Genomic DNA, 14772 nt, shown 5'->3' on the forward strand with positions numbered 1-14772 from the left:
TTGTTTATGCGGCTTTGTCTTTGTCGTCAAAGTCGGTGCGAATCAGATAATCAAAAGCCCCTAATGCTGCTCGTGCACCTTCGCCCATTGCCATAATAATCTGCTTGTATGGAATGGTAGTGACATCCCCTGCAGCAAATACACCCGGCATTGAGGTGGCACCATGCGCATCAATTTCGATTTCGCCATATTTGCTCAATGACAACGTGTCTTTCAAAAAGTCGGTATTTGGCAATAAACCAATCTGGACGAACACGCCGGCGACTTCCAGATGATGGCTTTCACCGGTTGCCCGATCTTCATAGTTCAAGCCATTGACTTTGTTGTCCGCACCCGTAATTTCACGAGTTTGAGCCCCAATCAGCACCGTGACATTATCCAGACTGTGCAGTTTTTTCTGCAAGACTGCGTCTGCCTTCAATTGATCGTTGTACTCGAGCAAAGTGACATGACCCACAATACCTGCCAGATCAATGGCTGCTTCTACGCCAGAATTACCACCACCAATAACCGACACGTGCTTGCCCTTAAATAACGGACCATCACAGTGCGGGCAGTAGGCAACGCCGTGACCACGATATTCCGCCTCACCTGGTACACCGAGCTCCCGCCAGCGCGCACCTGTGGCCACAATCACCGATTTACTGGTCAATGTCGCACCGCTTTCCAGTTCCACGGTGATCATTTTATCTTTCTGACGCAGCTTACTAGCACGCTGCAGATTCATCACATCCACATCATAATCTTTCACATGCTCTTCCAGCGCCGCAACTAATTGCGGCCCTTCAGTGGCCTTGACCGAAATAAAGTTTTCGATAGCGAGCGTGTCCATCACCTGACCACCGAAGCGCTCAGCAACAATACCGGTTCGAATGCCTTTACGCGAAGCATAAATGGACGCGGAAGCACCTGCCGGACCGCCGCCGATGATTAACACATCAAACGGATCTTTCTGACTGATTTTTTCTGCTTCCCGCTTAACTGCACCCGTATCCAGTTTGCCGATAATTTCCGCCAGACTCGTGCGACCCTGAGCAAACTGTTTGTTATTCAGGTAAACCGTCGGCACCGCCATGATTTGCTTTTCGGTCACGTCTTCTTGGAACAGCGCACCATCAATCATGGTGTGGCTGATCTTGGGATTAATCGCCGCCATTAAATTCAGCGCCTGAACAACTTCAGGGCAATTCTGGCAAGACAGCGAAATATAAGTCTCGAAGTGCAAATCGCCTTCGAGATGACGTATTTGTTCGATAACTTCAGGCTCGGTCTTCATCGGATGGCCACCGACATGCAGTAAAGCCAAAACCAATGACGTAAACTCGTGTCCCATCGGAATACCAGCAAAGCGGATTTGCTCGTGCCCCTCTGGTTGTTTAACCCGGAAAGATGGCTGACGTGCGTTATTATCACTGTCATCCAGTGTAATAAAATCGGACATATCTGCAATTTCTACCAGTAATTCACGCATTTCCTGCGCTTTTTGAGTGGCATTGAGAGACGCCAGCAAATGGACTGGACGCTTCAAATTTTGCAAATAGGTTTTTAATTGTTCCGCAATTTTTGCATCTAACATAAGGCACCTGCCTAAATAAATTTTGTTGATTTTAAGTGGTACCCGGGCCGAAGCCCGGACACCAGAGCCAGCAATGAATTAGATTTTGCCGACCAGATCCAGTGAAGGAGAAAGCGTCTCTTCACCTGGCTGCCAAGAAGCTGGGCAAACTTCACCATCATGTGATGCCACATACTGAGCGGCTTGAATTTTACGAACCAGCTCTTTTGCACTGCGGCCAATGCCCAGATCATGGACTTCACATACTTTGATAGATCCTTCTGGATCCATCACAAACGTACCGCGAAGTGCCAGACCATCTTCTTCAATCATGACTTCAAAGTTACGACTAATTACACCGGTTGGGTCGCCGATCATAGGGAATTTGATCTTCTTAATCGTTTCAGAAGCATCATGCCAAGCTTTATGTGTGAAGTGAGTATCCGTTGAAACCGAGTACACTTCTACGCCCATTTCCTGAAGCTGGTCATAATAATCTGCCAGATCACCCAATTCGGTTGGACAAACAAAGGTGAAGTCAGCTGGGTAGAAGAATACCACTGACCATTTGCCCTTCAGATCAGCATCACTGACCGGAATGAATTCACCATTATGGTAAGCCGTGGCTTTAAATGGCTTAATCGCTGTATTAATTAACGTTGACATGCTTTTAGCTCCTTTTGATTGTCAGAAACGACTATTGCATTTTATTGTCGCCCTATTAAATGGTCAAACAACTTAATTCTATTAAACTAATCGCTTAAAACGATTAAGTGGTGACCAAGAAAAATCCCCAAATTTAAATCATAGAGATTTCATACTTTGCAACTCTGAAAACGTTGCATTATCAACCTCGTCTACCGAAGTCTTTTTCTACATAATCCCGCTCATCAGGAAAACAACCAGTCAGTCGTTTTCTGGTAAGCAGAAATATCAGGTTGATGATTCTTTCTCAGAAACCGCAGCAACAATTTGCGCGATCGCATGGGTCAGTACCCGCAATTGCTGCGTGTTGATAATATAAGGCGGCATAATGTAGATAAGATGACGAAAAGGACGGATCCAGACCCCCTGATCCACAATAAATGCTGGTAACCAATCCATATGTGGGTCTAATGGCACAGTCAATTCAACGACGCCGATAGCGCCTTTAACACGAACATCTTTAACCAAATCTTGCTTGGCCAAAGGCGCTAAATCAGATTGCAACTGGGCTGAAATCGACTGAACCGATTGTTGCCAGTCGGATGCCAAAAGCAGATCGATACTTTCACAAGCCACCCGACACGCTAAAGGATTGCCCATAAACGTCGGCCCATGCATCAAAACGCCTTGACCATCTGCCGAGATACCTGTTGCCACTTGCTGGCTGCATAAAGTTGCCGCCAGCGTCATATAGCCGCCTGTTAACGCCTTACCAAGACAGAGAATATCCGGCACAACGTCAGCCGCTTGATAGGCAAAAAGATGACCGGTTCGGCCAAAACCGGTGGCAATTTCATCAAATATCAATAGCAAGCCATACTCGTCACAGAGTTGACGTAGCGCTTTCAAATAGTGAGCAGAGTAAAACCGCATACCACCAGCGCCTTGTACCAAAGGCTCAATAATCACTGCTGCCATGGTGTCGTGATGCTGTGCAATTAATGCACGAACCGGTTCAATATCACGCTCATGCCAATCCTCGTCGCTGCCGCACTGCGGCGGTGGTGCAAAAATCTGTTTCGCTAACACACCAGAAAAGTGGCTGTGCATACCATTGACAGGATCACAAACTGACATAGCACCAAAAGTATCGCCATGATAACCACCACGGACGGTCAATAAGGTATGGCGTTGTGATTTACCCTGCGCAATCCAGTATTGCAAGGCCATTTTTATTGCAACTTCAACAGAAACCGATCCGGTATCAGCGAGGAAAACATAGTCTAATGCGGGATCCGTCAGATCGATCAAACGACGTGCGAGACTGACCGCAGGATCATGGGTTAAACCACCAAACATGACGTGCGCCATTTTATCGATTTGGTCTTTGGCGGCTTGATTCAAACGGGGATGGTTGTACCCATGAATGGCAGACCACCAGGATGACATGCCATCAATCACTCGCCGACCATCAGCGAGGTTGAGGTAAACACCGGATGCAGAAACAACTTCGTGAAGTAACGGCGGCTGGGTGACACTGCTGTATGGATGCCATAAATGCGCGGCATCAAACGCAAGGTTATCAGACTGAGTCATGTTGCCTGTTGACTGGAATATAGAATTAAACGTTGTTGCCCGAAAAAGTTATGGGCGAGGGTTACTTGGTGACGCTAAAACTTTCACCGCAACCGCACTCTGAGGTGACGTTCGGATTACGAAATTTAAAGCTCTGGTTAAGCCCTTCTCGAACAAAGTCCAGTTCCATTCCCTCGAGCATCGGCAGACTTGCTTTATCTATCACTACTTTCACATCACCTTGAGCAATGACTTCATCATCGCTGGTGACTTCTTCTGCGTAATCCAACGCGTAGCTAAAGCCAGAGCAACCGCTTTTAACCACGCCTATGCGCAGCCCGACACCACTGCCCCGCTTCATGACCATGTCTCTAACCCGTTTAACCGCTGCTTCTGTCAGTTTAATAGTCATCATAATTACCTGTTCAACAAATGGTTAAAACGCTCAGATTCTCGGCTAAGTATCGCCAGTAATTCCGATATTTGTGCTGCTGTATTTTCCAAGCCCAGACTGACCCGAACGGCGCCAAGTGCCTTGTTTGCCTCCACCCCCATCGCGGTCAACACATGACTGGGCGTTTGCCTACCAGTACCGCAGGCACTGCCACTTGCTACTGAAAAACCATATTTATCCAAGGCCATTAGTAACGTATCCGCATCAAATCCTGCTAGCGAAAAAAACACGGTATTTGGCAACCGTTCACTCTCTTCAGCAAAGATGGTGGCACCAGCCAATGATTTCAATCCCTGTTCGAGTTGATGACGTAACGCCAGACAGTGCCGCTGGTAACTCTCAAGCTGATTACGCACATAGTCCGCCGCAACCCCAAAGCCAGCGATAGCTGCGACATTCTCAGTGCCACTTCGTTTATCATTTTCCTGCCCGCCACCCAGCACATATCCGGGCCAATCGAGCTGGTTATCAACAATTAACGCACCAATCCCTTTTGGCCCACCGAACTTGTGTGCCGATAAACTCATTAAATGCACCCCACTGGCAGGAAAATCCAGTGCTAATTTACCCGCCGCCTGCACTGCATCGGTATGAAAAATAATGCCCTTTTGCCGGGTCAATTGGCTTAATGCGCTAATGTCTTGAATGACACCCGTTTCATTATTTGCCCACATCACCGAAACCATACGGCTATCAGCGCCCAACATTTCACTCAATGCTGCCGGTGTAATGTAACCACTCCCATCGACTGGAATTTCAGCCATCTGAAAACCATATCGCTGTAAGTCATAAGCTGGTTGCAACACGGCTGGATGCTCAATACTGCTCACCAGAATATGTCCATCCGAGTGAAAGTGTCGAATACCGTTTAGCGCCTGATTGTTGGACTCTGTCCCACCACTGGTAAACCAGACCTGTTCTGGCTGTACATTCACCAACCTCGCCACTTGAGCACGCGCTGTATCGATAGCCGCTCTGGCAAAGCGGCCAAAGCGGTGGCTGCTGGAAGGGTTACCCTGTTGCTGACGCAGGTAAGGCAACATCGCTTCTAAAACATTCGGGGCCAGCGCTGTACCGGCATTGTGATCCAAATAATTAAAAGCCATGCTCAGGTGAAGTCAAACTTGATAATTTTTTGACCGCTCCGATTGAGGAGATAATCAGACACCACCTGATGTAAGGTGATACCAGCAAGATAATGCCGAATTTGATCGCTCAAACTTTCCCACAGTTCGTGGCTGACGCATTGCTCTTCGGCATGGCAGTTATGCTTGCCTTGGCATTGCGTACTATCAACTTTTTCATCCACCGCCGAGATCACATCCAGCACCGTTATTTCAATTGCAGCACGACTCAGGCGATAGCCACCACCAGGCCCACGAGAGCTACTGACTAACCCCTGCTTGCGCAGCCGGGAAAAAAGTTGTTCCAAATAGGAAAGTGAGATGCCCTGACGCTCAGAAATATCTGCCAGCGTAATCGCACCGGCACCATAATTCAGGCTAAGGTCAAGCATGGCGGTAACAGCGTAGCGACCTTTTGTCGTTAAACGCATGGCACGATCCGGTTAACTTAAATCAAATTTGAGTGTTCCATACCCGACTATTTTAGTCAACTTTTGTCTGGTCGCGTTCCTTGTCCAGTTCGCAGCCATCAAGTTCGGGCATTTCACCTTCAGGAACCTGTCCACCCAATTGTCTTATAGTTTGGCATAACTGCTCAACGCGCTTATCCGTAATATGGATATGCTCAATCAATCCATGGATGGCAGAAGCCACCGGATCAGGTGTCTGGTTTGAGGTACCATACGCATCAAAACCAACCGACTGGGCCAATTTCTCTTTGGCTTTTTCATCCTGAGATTTTTGTGCACGCACCACTCGGCCAGGAATACCGACAACTGTTGCTTTCTCTTCAACATCTTTAACCACGACGGCATTCGACCCCACACGTGCGCCAGCATGTACCGTAATTGGCCCCAGTACTTTTGCACCGGCGCCAACGACAACATCATTTTCCAGTGTCGGGTGCCGTTTTCCCCCTTTCCAGGAAGTGCCGCCAAGTGTCACACCATGATACAACGTACAATCATCGCCAATCTCCGCGGTTTCGCCGATGACAACGCCCATACCGTGATCGATAAAAAATCGACGACCGATTTTAGCTCCAGGATGTATCTCGATACCAGTCAACCATCGTGCAATGGTCGATAAAAATCGCGCAAACCATTTCCAGTTTTTCTGCCAAAACCAGTGACTAATGCGGTGTGCTGTCAACGCGTGAACACCGGGATAGGTCGTGACAATTTCAAATACATTGCGCGCAGCAGGATCACGCTCAAAAACGCAGTAAATATCTTCTTTAAAACGTTGCCATACCGATAACTTTCGCATTTCACTCATTCTGGTTTCCTTGCTTTGGTCTCAGCCGCGCGTAACATGCCATGAAGAATTTGTACTTCATTGCGATCCAAATCAGCCCGATTGAACAAGCGACGAATACGCCGCATTAACTGACGCGGATTGTCAGGGTCTAAAAAACCAATTGTGGTTAGACTTTGTTCAAAATGGCTGTACAAATGCGCCATATCTTCAGCGTTAATTGTCTCTCGTTTTTCTCCAACGCGTCCCGGATCCACGACCGGATTCACGCTCATGCGAATCTCATACGCCATTACCTGAACAGCCGCAGCTAAATTCAACGAACTATAATCGGGGTTTGCCGGAATATTAATCAGCGTCTGGCATTGGTCGATTTCTTCATTCGACAAACCTGAATGCTCTCGACCAAACACCACAGCAATTTGCTCGTCCGGCGCAATTTTGTCCAGACTTTGTGCCGCCTCACGTGGCGTCATATACGGCATCGATAAATGACGTAATCGTGCGCTCATCGCATAGACATGTCGACAACCGACCAAAGCATCGGCAAGAGAGTGATGTACCTGTGTATTCGCCAAAACATCGTCCGCTCCTGACGCCCGTGCTGTCGCTTCAGCACAAGGATAGGTCTTTGGCGCAACCAGATGTAACTGTCGCAATCCCATCGTCTTCATTGCCCGCGCTGATGCGCCAATATTACCGGGATGCGTCGTGCCAACTAAAATAAAACGAATATTATCCAGCGGTGTCATGTGTCTTTCCGTCTAATAAACATGGCATCGCCATAACTGAAAAATCGATATCGTTGCGCGATCGCGTGCTGGTAGGCCGCCATAATATTATCGCGGCCCGCAAAAGCCGACACCAACATCAACAGTGTTGACTCTGATAAGTGAAAATTGGTGATCATCGCATCGACCGATCGAAAGCGATAACCGGGATAAATAAAAATATCTGTATCTCCGCGAAATGGTTCAATCTGTCCTTGTTTTGAGGCGCTTTCAAGCGCACGGACACTTGTTGTCCCCACAGCAATAACACGCCCTCCTCGTTTGCGCGCAGCATTGACTGCCTCACAAACCGGCTGTTCAACCTCAATATATTCAGAATGCATTTGATGATCACGAATGTCGTCAGCCCGAACGGGTTGAAATGTCCCGGCACCGACATGCAAGGTCACCTCTGCCGTCTGAACACCGAACGCTTTCACCGCCTGCAATAATGCATCATCAAAATGCAGTCCCGCCGTTGGGGCAGCGACGGCACCAGCATGCTTTGCATACACAGTCTGATAGCGTGCTAAATCAGCCTTATCCACCTCCCGCTCAATATAGGGCGGTAACGGCAAACGTCCATAACTTTCCAGTAAGCCGATCAAAGACGTTTCACTTAGAAAACGTAATTCGAATAAATTCTCACGGCGTCCTATGACTTCCGCTTCCACAGCACCTTCTAATCGGAGTCGCCTACCGACTCCCGGCGATTTACTACTACGTACATGCGCGAGTACACGTTGATCATCCATCAACCGCTCTACCAGCACCTCGACTTTTCCGCCCGTTTCTTTTTCCCCCAACAAGCGTGCCGGTATCACTTTGGTATTGTTAAAAACCAGCAAATCATCCGCTGTTAATAAGGATGTCAGATCAGAAAAAACATGATCCCGAAACGCACCAGTATTGCCATCCAACTCAAGCAGACGGCTGGCGGTTCGGTCTTCGGAAGGGTACTGCGCAATCAGTTCTTCAGGCAGATCAAATTGAAAGTCATTTCTTTGCATGCCGCGATCATAGCAGAGCCTCAGCCCAAAACGGTAAGCATTATCCGGACAAAATTCTTAAAAGATGACCACTTTATGACAAATCGGGCTTTCCAACAGACGATCAGGTCGTTATAATGCGCGTCTTGTGCCGGGGTGGCGGAACTGGTAGACGCGCCGGATTCAAAATCCGGTTTCTTCGGAAGTGTGGGTTCGATTCCCACCCTCGGTACCAACTTTCACATCAACCATATTTTTCCTTCTAAATAAGTAGGTTAAAAATCTCCAGGTAGAGCTTGTGTCCAACACATGTGGACTACAGATCACTTAACAGCTTGGATTTAGATTTGATGGTCTATGGCTCAAGGTTCTGGGCCAATCTCATTGTCCTTTGATTCAGCCATATCCTTGAGAAGCTCCTCAGCTAGAGCTCTTTCATCTTTTTCACCTAGTTTGGCCGTTCTGCTGAGACGATGACCAGTTACAGTCAGCATTCCATCATCAACACTGTACTCTGCTGCAAAACGTTTTCCATCAAGCTCAATCTCAACAATTTCTGCCATGTTCTATCCTTGTTCAATATTAGCGTTTTGAAGACAAAAGTTTTGTCTTAATTGGTACACCCTTTATTTATACTTGGAGTCGGATCTCTTGTCTGAGCGGTATTGGTGACAAAGTCTGATATTCCTGCCTAATTGCATTGTATACCTCAGGGGTATTCTTGACTTGAACAGTTACTACTAGTGCATAAGGCAAAGCATCACCATCAGAGTATGGCGAGTGGCCCATTTCGCGAGCTTGATAGACCACATCGAAGCAAGGTTTATCCAAAGAAGTGTTTCTAAATGCTTGCTCTTTATGCAAAGTAGTTTCCCACTTGTGCCCATCTGTTCTAAATTCTTGTTCAGTCGGGTACAGACTTTTCAGATTAAAAAATGACTTTGTCGAATCTGCGTTGTGCTTTGGCCTAAAAGTCACTACTAAACCACTTCTCGTGTAATTTATCGGGTGCTCAGGATCTATATCTGAAGCAAAACAGAACGTTGCTTTGATGGTCACATTTCCCTTTAACTCTATACTCGGGAATGGCAAAGGAATTCTCACATACTGCGATGTTGTTAACTCACCTCTGTAGACAACAGTTACCTCATTATCATCACAATAAACAACGTTATTTAGATCACTATTAAAACGCCCCCACCCCACTTCCTTCTTATCATGCTGGGATTTTTCAACATTGTGAATCATCAAAGCCTTTACAGCTAAAGCGCTCATGTCATGTTCTAGCGACGACTTAATCGCAATAGCATTCCTCAGAACCAATGGAGCCGCAAAACTAGTTCCCGCTGTATGAACCAGCGAGTTGTTGTACGGAGAAAATAACGTAAAGGGTTTGATACTATCCCCACCGAATGCAACACCATCGGGCTTTACTATTCCAGGGGCTCTACCTGGTCCGATACAACTGTAGCTTGCCCGCTTCCATCCAGCATGGCACGTATCCGCTGCACCCACCGAGAGTCCATTTACTAGGTCGGCTGGTGGTTGAATACGGTTTTGTCCTTCTATTTCACCATCATTTCCGATAGCGATCGTTGCTAATGATTTTCCCGTAGCTAAATACTTGTCGAGTTTTGATGTCCAGACATGAACTTCGTCATCCTCAATCGGAACTCTGGGTCCGAGGCTTAAGTTGAAAAAATCATATTGCTTTTCTTCCAGAGCTGTTGTGATTCGTCTTAACACATCGAATAAATCAGGATCTCTCCCAGTAACAGTATCCAGAACCCTATAGTGATCAACATTGCAATATGGAACCGGAAGAGACACTGTGTTCTCATCACATACGCCAAACAACACTGTTGATGTTACATCGGCACCGTGCTTGAGCAGTTCAGGTGAAGTTCTATGTCCAGTGTCGTAGATAACCTCGTCACACCAGCGATCAATGGTGTTAGTTCCCACGCCACCGTCAAAAACAGCTACCCGAATGTCTGGATTTATTGCATCTTTATCAGGGAGAGCAGGTTGAGTTTTTGAGGATAGAATATTTCTCAAAATTTGAGGCTCATTTACTCGCAATGTAGGTAGATCTCGTAGCACTCGCAAGAAAGTAAACTTTGCAAGTTCTATTGCTCCAGCAAAGTCCGCTATCACAGGTAGGAATGTAAGCCCACCGACATTCACGCTACGGTCGATATCAACACTACTGTTGCATGTCTTCGCAAACTCATAAAAACAGTCCAAAATTTCACTACTGTGGCCATCTGGCGTGTGCAAAACAACCTCCAGAAGCCTGTCATTGATCTCAGTGTCCAGTTTGCGAATTTTGTCTTCCGGCTGAAAGTCGTCTAGCTCTTCTATCTTAATGACATCGTTCATCGTGCCTCTTGCCATCTCCTCTGTCTCAAGGGCACTCAGAAAACACGAAAAATCACCCTCAGTCCCTGCCAAATACAGGCACGATGTTTCGAGATTCTCTTTTTTAATTTTTGTGGTCTGTTTCCTTGGGGTAACTCTGACTGATTTACTACCAATGTCACTCAGATGAAATGCCCTTAGGAGGTTCTCTGGATAATAGGACTTTGCTAGATATGCTGGGTGAAGAGTGACTCTTGCAACACTCCTCCCACCGGGTTTGGCTAGCTCTGGTAGATCATGTGAGCGTCCGATAAATTGAGACGTCTGCTCAGTCAAGATGCCTTTTACATCACTGAAACTATATGGATGAGACTTTGGGCCTCCACTTGATGGTCTATCAATGTTGTAAGTTAGAGTTTCACCAAACCCAAGTAATAAGTTTTTCTGGCTCATAAGCTGCTTCCTTGCTCAACTTTAGTAATTAAAGTTTTAATAAATCCTCTTGAGACTCCTAAAGCCTCAGATATCTTCCTCTGAGATACTCCCTGTCCTGTAAGGTTAATAACTTGAAAATCTCTCGTTAAATGTTCGTCATGACTGACGTGAGTTTCACGCACCTTGAACTCTTTGAGAAGTTCAACACTGTATGGTGTTTGGTTCAGTATCGAGCTTTTTCTAGCATATGCAAGTCGCTTTTCAATATTCGCGAAAGAGCTTCCAACAACAGCCAGTGATAGAATACTCGCCAGCGACTCATGAACACCTTTCATCCTTATGAATTCTCTGATGTTCCTTGCATCCGGGATATCAAAGCGTATGACCTTATCAAACCTTCTCCAAACAGCAGGGTCGAGCAACTCACCATGATTAGTCGCTGCTATGAGAATTGATGTTGAGGGCCAATCATCAATGGATTGTAAAAGTACTGTTACGAGACGCTTTAACTCACCAACATCAGTATCGTCGTCACGCTTTTTAGCGATGGAATCAAACTCGTCTAATAGTAAGACGCAAGGGAAAGACATAGCGTAGTTTAAAACTGCTCTGATGTTGTTACCTGTTTTACCAAGAAAGCTACTCATAACAGTAGCAAGGTCTAATGTGAGAAGAGGTAAATCAAGGGATTGTGCCAGCCACTTTGCTGCGAGAGTTTTACCTACTCCAGGTGGCCCCTCTAGCAACATGGATCGAGAAGGAAGAAGCCCTTGCTCCATTAGTTTTTCAGCACCTTCACGCTCCCTGATAAATAAGTCCAAGTCATAAGACACATGCTCATCCCAGAATGGATTTATTGTGAGAATTACTGGATAAATTTCACTCACTAAGTGCTGTCGTGTATCACTATCAACTGGCACCGGCCCCTTCTCTCTAGTAACTCCTCTCAAAGCAGTATCACTTCCAATTAACTGATTTAAATGGCTGACAAAGTCTGGGTCCTTTGAGCGTAAGCTACTTGCAATCCGTCTAACCCTCATGCCAAGACTATCGATATTTCCAGACAAACCATCCTTGATTAAGTCGATCAACAACTCACTTTTGATGGAAACACTTTTTGACATTATGGCACCCTCCATGACCAATATTGGTACTTATATTAATGCAAAAACACCATTTTTTAATCGCACCAACTATTTTTGGTACATTATGAGCGACACAATGGAACAGGTAAAGAATAATTTTTAAATATTACTAGGAAGGCGGATCGTCCTCAGGTACTCCCCAAAGTTAATCACCAAATGAAATAAAGAAAGAGAATAATATGGTTTCATCAAGCATGGTATTCATGAACTAGGCCACCTTCATTGGTATTGATTTTATCCACTATCGGACAAGCCTCCTGCTGCTCTCGCCGACAAGCAACACAGCAAGAAGTTAAGTTAATAGCGAATACGTCAGCATGAGAGAGCGAATAAAGATTCTAGTCTTCACAGCAAGGCTGCCATCCCCCCCCTTCCCTATGAGTTCTATAAAGAACCATGCGGGGGTAGAGGGGGAAAGCTACAAACTGTAGTGGTCTGGTAAGGCCTGACTTATCTAGACACTTTTCATATTCTGAAAATACCGTCGCTCATACTCATTAGGTGATGTTCTACCATTGCTTGTATGTCGACGAGTTGGATTGTAAAACATTTCGATGTAATGAAATATTGCTTGTCTGGCTTCCTCCCTGTTTTTGTAGATACTACGCCTGATTTTTTCTTTCTTCAGATTGCTGAAAAAACTTTCAGCCACCGCATTATCCCAACAGTTTCCACGTCGAGTCATGCTCGCTTCAATATTCAAAGTATCGAGTAACTTTCTGAATCTTCGACTGGTGTATTGTGAACCCTGGTCAGAGTGCAACCTGACTCTCTGGCCCGGCTTTCTCCGCCAATAGGCCATGGTCAGTGCATCCAAGGTTAGGTCATCGGTGATCCGATGCCCCATCGCCCACCCAACGATGTTTCGAGCATACAAATCCATCACGACTGCCAGAAACAAGAATCCTTAGTGGGTGTGGATATAGGTAATATCGCTCACCCACCACTGATTCGGCTTTTCCACATCAAATTCGCGTTGTAGCTGATTCGCTGTTTTTATATCTGGAACGCCACTGTAATACCCTTTAGGTGTTTTATAGCCACGCTGTGCTTTTAAACCCGCTTCTCGCATCAGACGTAATACTCGGTCTCGCCCACAATTAATTCTGGCCTCTTTCAAATCCAGATATATATTGCGATAGCCATAATGGCCTCCACTTTCCAGCCAGAACTGCTTGATACTGGGGATGAGACGCTTATCCTGTTGTTGCCGATAACTGATGGGCTGCTTTAGCCAAGCATAGTAGCCACTCGGGTGAATACCTAAAGCACCACACAATAAGCGTACCGGATAATAACGACTACGAGCTTTTACGAACGGGTAGCGTTCTTTGACCCGCTGGCAAAGAACACGGCGGCTTCCTTTAGGATGTCTCGCTCTTGTTGGGCACGTTTAAGTTCACGTTTCAGACGGGCAACCTCGACCTGTAAATCCTGCTCTGACTGCCGCTGCTTGCTTGGTTTTGAATAGAGCTTCATCCATTTGTATAGGCTTTTTGTACTGACGCCTAGACGGTTGGCGACGTCAGCAACTTCATAGCCATGAATGGTGATTTGATTGACTGCTTCTTGCTTAAATTCGTCCGTGTATCGGATCCCTGTTCCCATGTTTGACCTCTTATGGTTTTAGTTACATTTTTTACCATAAAAAGTGTCTACTGTTCTCAGGCCTTACCAGTTTATTCTCCAAGAAAAATTTCTTACGCTGAGTAGTGATATATGCATTCTCTCGCTCGCTACCGTTTTGATACCAGTGCCCATCTGCAAAAGTTACCTGTCCATACCAATCTTTGAGCTCGATGACCAGGATATTGTGATGAGTAATAATGACGAGGTCATACTCACCCTCGTAGTCTTTACCCTTTTTATTCTTCCCTGCGAATCGAAAGCCAGCATAGCCTTTCCAAGGAAACATATTCGAAACACCAGCTGCTTGTAATGCAGTTGCTAAACTGTTCCCACTATAGCGGATGTTTTGTTGCTCAGCATTACCACTGCCTGTTTGAACAAAAGCACGTGAGATCCGGTCAAGAGCTCTTTCCTCGTGCAACTCCAGACCGCCAGGATAGCGTTTGATTTCCATTTTCTCTTCCATATTTAGTCCATTGAGCCGCTAACCGATGATCGGGTGCTTGAATATCAGTAGCTTGATTAATTCTGTTTTATGGTGTCATCCAAAAGACGATAGCTCAAAAACTCTATCTCAACTATAAGAACGACTCAACACTGAAGATTCTGAAGTTATCGAGATATGGTGACTTTAATCTTTGCTTAAAAGAAAACAACAAAGTCTGCCCTGTAAACGTAAATTTAGAATCTCCAAATTTTATACGTTTTTAAAACTAATCAGTGCTGTGCTAGCAAGTAATTTCAGAACTCTAGATACAAAAATGATACCCAAACTGGTACATAGCTTGGTACACAAAACTAGCATTTTGGAAAATAAACCGTTAATATATAAC

General features: G+C 45.8%; 13 protein-coding genes, 1 tRNA gene and 1 pseudogene. 1 reads left to right on the forward strand and 14 read right to left on the reverse strand.

Annotation, left to right across the window (positions count from 1 at the left end):
* Positions 1–4: 4 nt before the first annotated feature.
* The 9 genes from ahpF to queA all read right to left on the reverse strand — a co-directional run bounded on the left by ahpF (position 5) and on the right by queA (position 8390).
* Complete coding sequence (ahpF, locus tag Q7C_RS01480) at positions 5–1576, reverse strand: alkyl hydroperoxide reductase subunit F (RefSeq protein WP_014702936.1); 1572 nt, start codon at positions 1574–1576, stop codon at positions 5–7.
* 78 nt (positions 1577–1654) lie between these two features.
* Positions 1655–2221 carry an alkyl hydroperoxide reductase subunit C gene (ahpC, locus tag Q7C_RS01485; RefSeq protein ID WP_014702937.1) on the reverse strand — a complete coding sequence of 189 codons (567 nt, stop codon included), beginning with the start codon at positions 2219–2221 and terminating at the stop codon, positions 1655–1657.
* A 267-nt stretch (positions 2222–2488) separates the two neighbouring features.
* Entirely contained in the window at positions 2489–3796 is a 1308-nt protein-coding gene (gene bioA / locus Q7C_RS01490) for an adenosylmethionine--8-amino-7-oxononanoate transaminase (protein ID WP_014702938.1), read from the reverse strand.
* A gap of 61 nt (positions 3797–3857) precedes the next feature.
* Complete coding sequence (locus tag Q7C_RS01495; protein WP_014702939.1) at positions 3858–4187, reverse strand: HesB/IscA family protein; 330 nt, start codon at positions 4185–4187, stop codon at positions 3858–3860.
* 5 nt (positions 4188–4192) lie between these two features.
* Complete coding sequence (locus tag Q7C_RS01500) at positions 4193–5335, reverse strand: cysteine desulfurase family protein (RefSeq protein ID WP_014702940.1); 1143 nt, start codon at positions 5333–5335, stop codon at positions 4193–4195.
* A 2-nt stretch (positions 5336–5337) separates the two neighbouring features.
* Positions 5338–5784, reverse strand: a complete 447-nt coding sequence (locus Q7C_RS01505) for an Rrf2 family transcriptional regulator (RefSeq protein ID WP_014702941.1) — start codon at positions 5782–5784, stop codon at positions 5338–5340.
* A gap of 52 nt (positions 5785–5836) precedes the next feature.
* Positions 5837–6631 (reverse strand): serine O-acetyltransferase, encoded by a 795-nt coding sequence (gene cysE, locus Q7C_RS01510; protein WP_014702942.1) that lies wholly within the window; start codon positions 6629–6631, stop codon positions 5837–5839.
* Positions 6628–7362, reverse strand: a complete 735-nt coding sequence (locus Q7C_RS01515; RefSeq protein WP_014702943.1) for an RNA methyltransferase — start codon at positions 7360–7362, stop codon at positions 6628–6630. Before Q7C_RS01515 ends, cysE begins: the two co-directional genes overlap by 4 nt.
* The gene (queA, locus tag Q7C_RS01520) at positions 7359–8390 is read right to left on the reverse strand and encodes a tRNA preQ1(34) S-adenosylmethionine ribosyltransferase-isomerase QueA (protein ID WP_014702944.1); all 1032 of its coding nucleotides are present in this window, start codon (positions 8388–8390) and stop codon (positions 7359–7361) included. The genes Q7C_RS01515 and queA overlap by 4 nt, the downstream gene beginning before the upstream one ends.
* 129 nt (positions 8391–8519) lie before the next feature.
* Between queA and Q7C_RS01525 the strand changes: the two genes are divergently transcribed.
* Positions 8520–8604: transfer RNA gene (locus Q7C_RS01525), tRNA-Leu, on the forward strand.
* A gap of 127 nt (positions 8605–8731) precedes the next feature.
* Here the strand turns inward: Q7C_RS01525 and Q7C_RS01530 are convergent.
* The 5 genes and pseudogenes from Q7C_RS01530 to Q7C_RS01555 form a co-directional block, all read right to left on the reverse strand.
* Positions 8732–8932, reverse strand: a complete 201-nt coding sequence (locus tag Q7C_RS01530; RefSeq protein WP_014702945.1) for a hypothetical protein — start codon at positions 8930–8932, stop codon at positions 8732–8734.
* Between the two features lie 67 nt (positions 8933–8999).
* On the reverse strand, positions 9000–11183 hold the full coding sequence (locus tag Q7C_RS01535) for a S8 family peptidase (protein ID WP_014702946.1): 2184 nt from the start codon (positions 11181–11183) through the stop codon (positions 9000–9002).
* On the reverse strand, positions 11180–12289 hold the full coding sequence (locus Q7C_RS01540) for an AAA family ATPase (RefSeq protein ID WP_014702947.1): 1110 nt from the start codon (positions 12287–12289) through the stop codon (positions 11180–11182). Before Q7C_RS01540 ends, Q7C_RS01535 begins: the two co-directional genes overlap by 4 nt.
* Positions 12290–12764: 475 nt before the next feature.
* Positions 12765–13918 (reverse strand): annotated as a pseudogene (locus tag Q7C_RS01545) (IS3 family transposase).
* Positions 13919–13949: 31 nt separating this feature from the next.
* A complete protein-coding gene (locus Q7C_RS01555) occupies positions 13950–14405 on the reverse strand; it encodes a nuclease-related domain-containing protein (protein WP_041366362.1) in 456 nt (151 codons plus the stop codon).
* Positions 14406–14772: the final 367 nt, after the last annotated feature.

This window comes from Methylophaga frappieri, assembly GCF_000260965.1.
GTDB classification, from domain to species: Bacteria; Pseudomonadota; Gammaproteobacteria; order Nitrosococcales; family Methylophagaceae; genus Methylophaga; species Methylophaga frappieri.

Excerpts from the sequence above, each read along its gene's own strand:
- Q7C_RS01500 (WP_014702940.1), bottom strand. The coding sequence starts at position 5,335 with ATGGCTTTTAATTATTTGGATCACAATGCCGGTACAGCGCTGGCCCCG.
- ahpC (WP_014702937.1), bottom strand. The coding sequence starts at position 2,221 with ATGTCAACGTTAATTAATACAGCGATTAAGCCATTTAAAGCCACGGCT.
- Q7C_RS01535 (WP_014702946.1), bottom strand. The coding sequence starts at position 11,183 with ATGAGCCAGAAAAACTTATTACTTGGGTTTGGTGAAACTCTAACTTAC.
- bioA (WP_014702938.1), bottom strand. The coding sequence starts at position 3,796 with ATGACTCAGTCTGATAACCTTGCGTTTGATGCCGCGCATTTATGGCAT.
- cysE (WP_014702942.1), bottom strand. The coding sequence starts at position 6,631 with ATGAGTGAAATGCGAAAGTTATCGGTATGGCAACGTTTTAAAGAAGAT.
- Q7C_RS01515 (WP_014702943.1), bottom strand. The coding sequence starts at position 7,362 with ATGACACCGCTGGATAATATTCGTTTTATTTTAGTTGGCACGACGCAT.
- Q7C_RS01495 (WP_014702939.1), bottom strand. The coding sequence starts at position 4,187 with ATGACTATTAAACTGACAGAAGCAGCGGTTAAACGGGTTAGAGACATG.
- queA (WP_014702944.1), bottom strand. The coding sequence starts at position 8,390 with ATGCAAAGAAATGACTTTCAATTTGATCTGCCTGAAGAACTGATTGCG.
- Q7C_RS01555 (WP_041366362.1), bottom strand. The coding sequence starts at position 14,405 with ATGGAAGAGAAAATGGAAATCAAACGCTATCCTGGCGGTCTGGAGTTG.
- Q7C_RS01505 (WP_014702941.1), bottom strand. The coding sequence starts at position 5,784 with ATGCGTTTAACGACAAAAGGTCGCTACGCTGTTACCGCCATGCTTGAC.
- ahpF (WP_014702936.1), bottom strand. The coding sequence starts at position 1,576 with ATGTTAGATGCAAAAATTGCGGAACAATTAAAAACCTATTTGCAAAAT.
- Q7C_RS01540 (WP_014702947.1), bottom strand. The coding sequence starts at position 12,289 with ATGTCAAAAAGTGTTTCCATCAAAAGTGAGTTGTTGATCGACTTAATC.
- Q7C_RS01530 (WP_014702945.1), bottom strand. The coding sequence starts at position 8,932 with ATGGCAGAAATTGTTGAGATTGAGCTTGATGGAAAACGTTTTGCAGCA.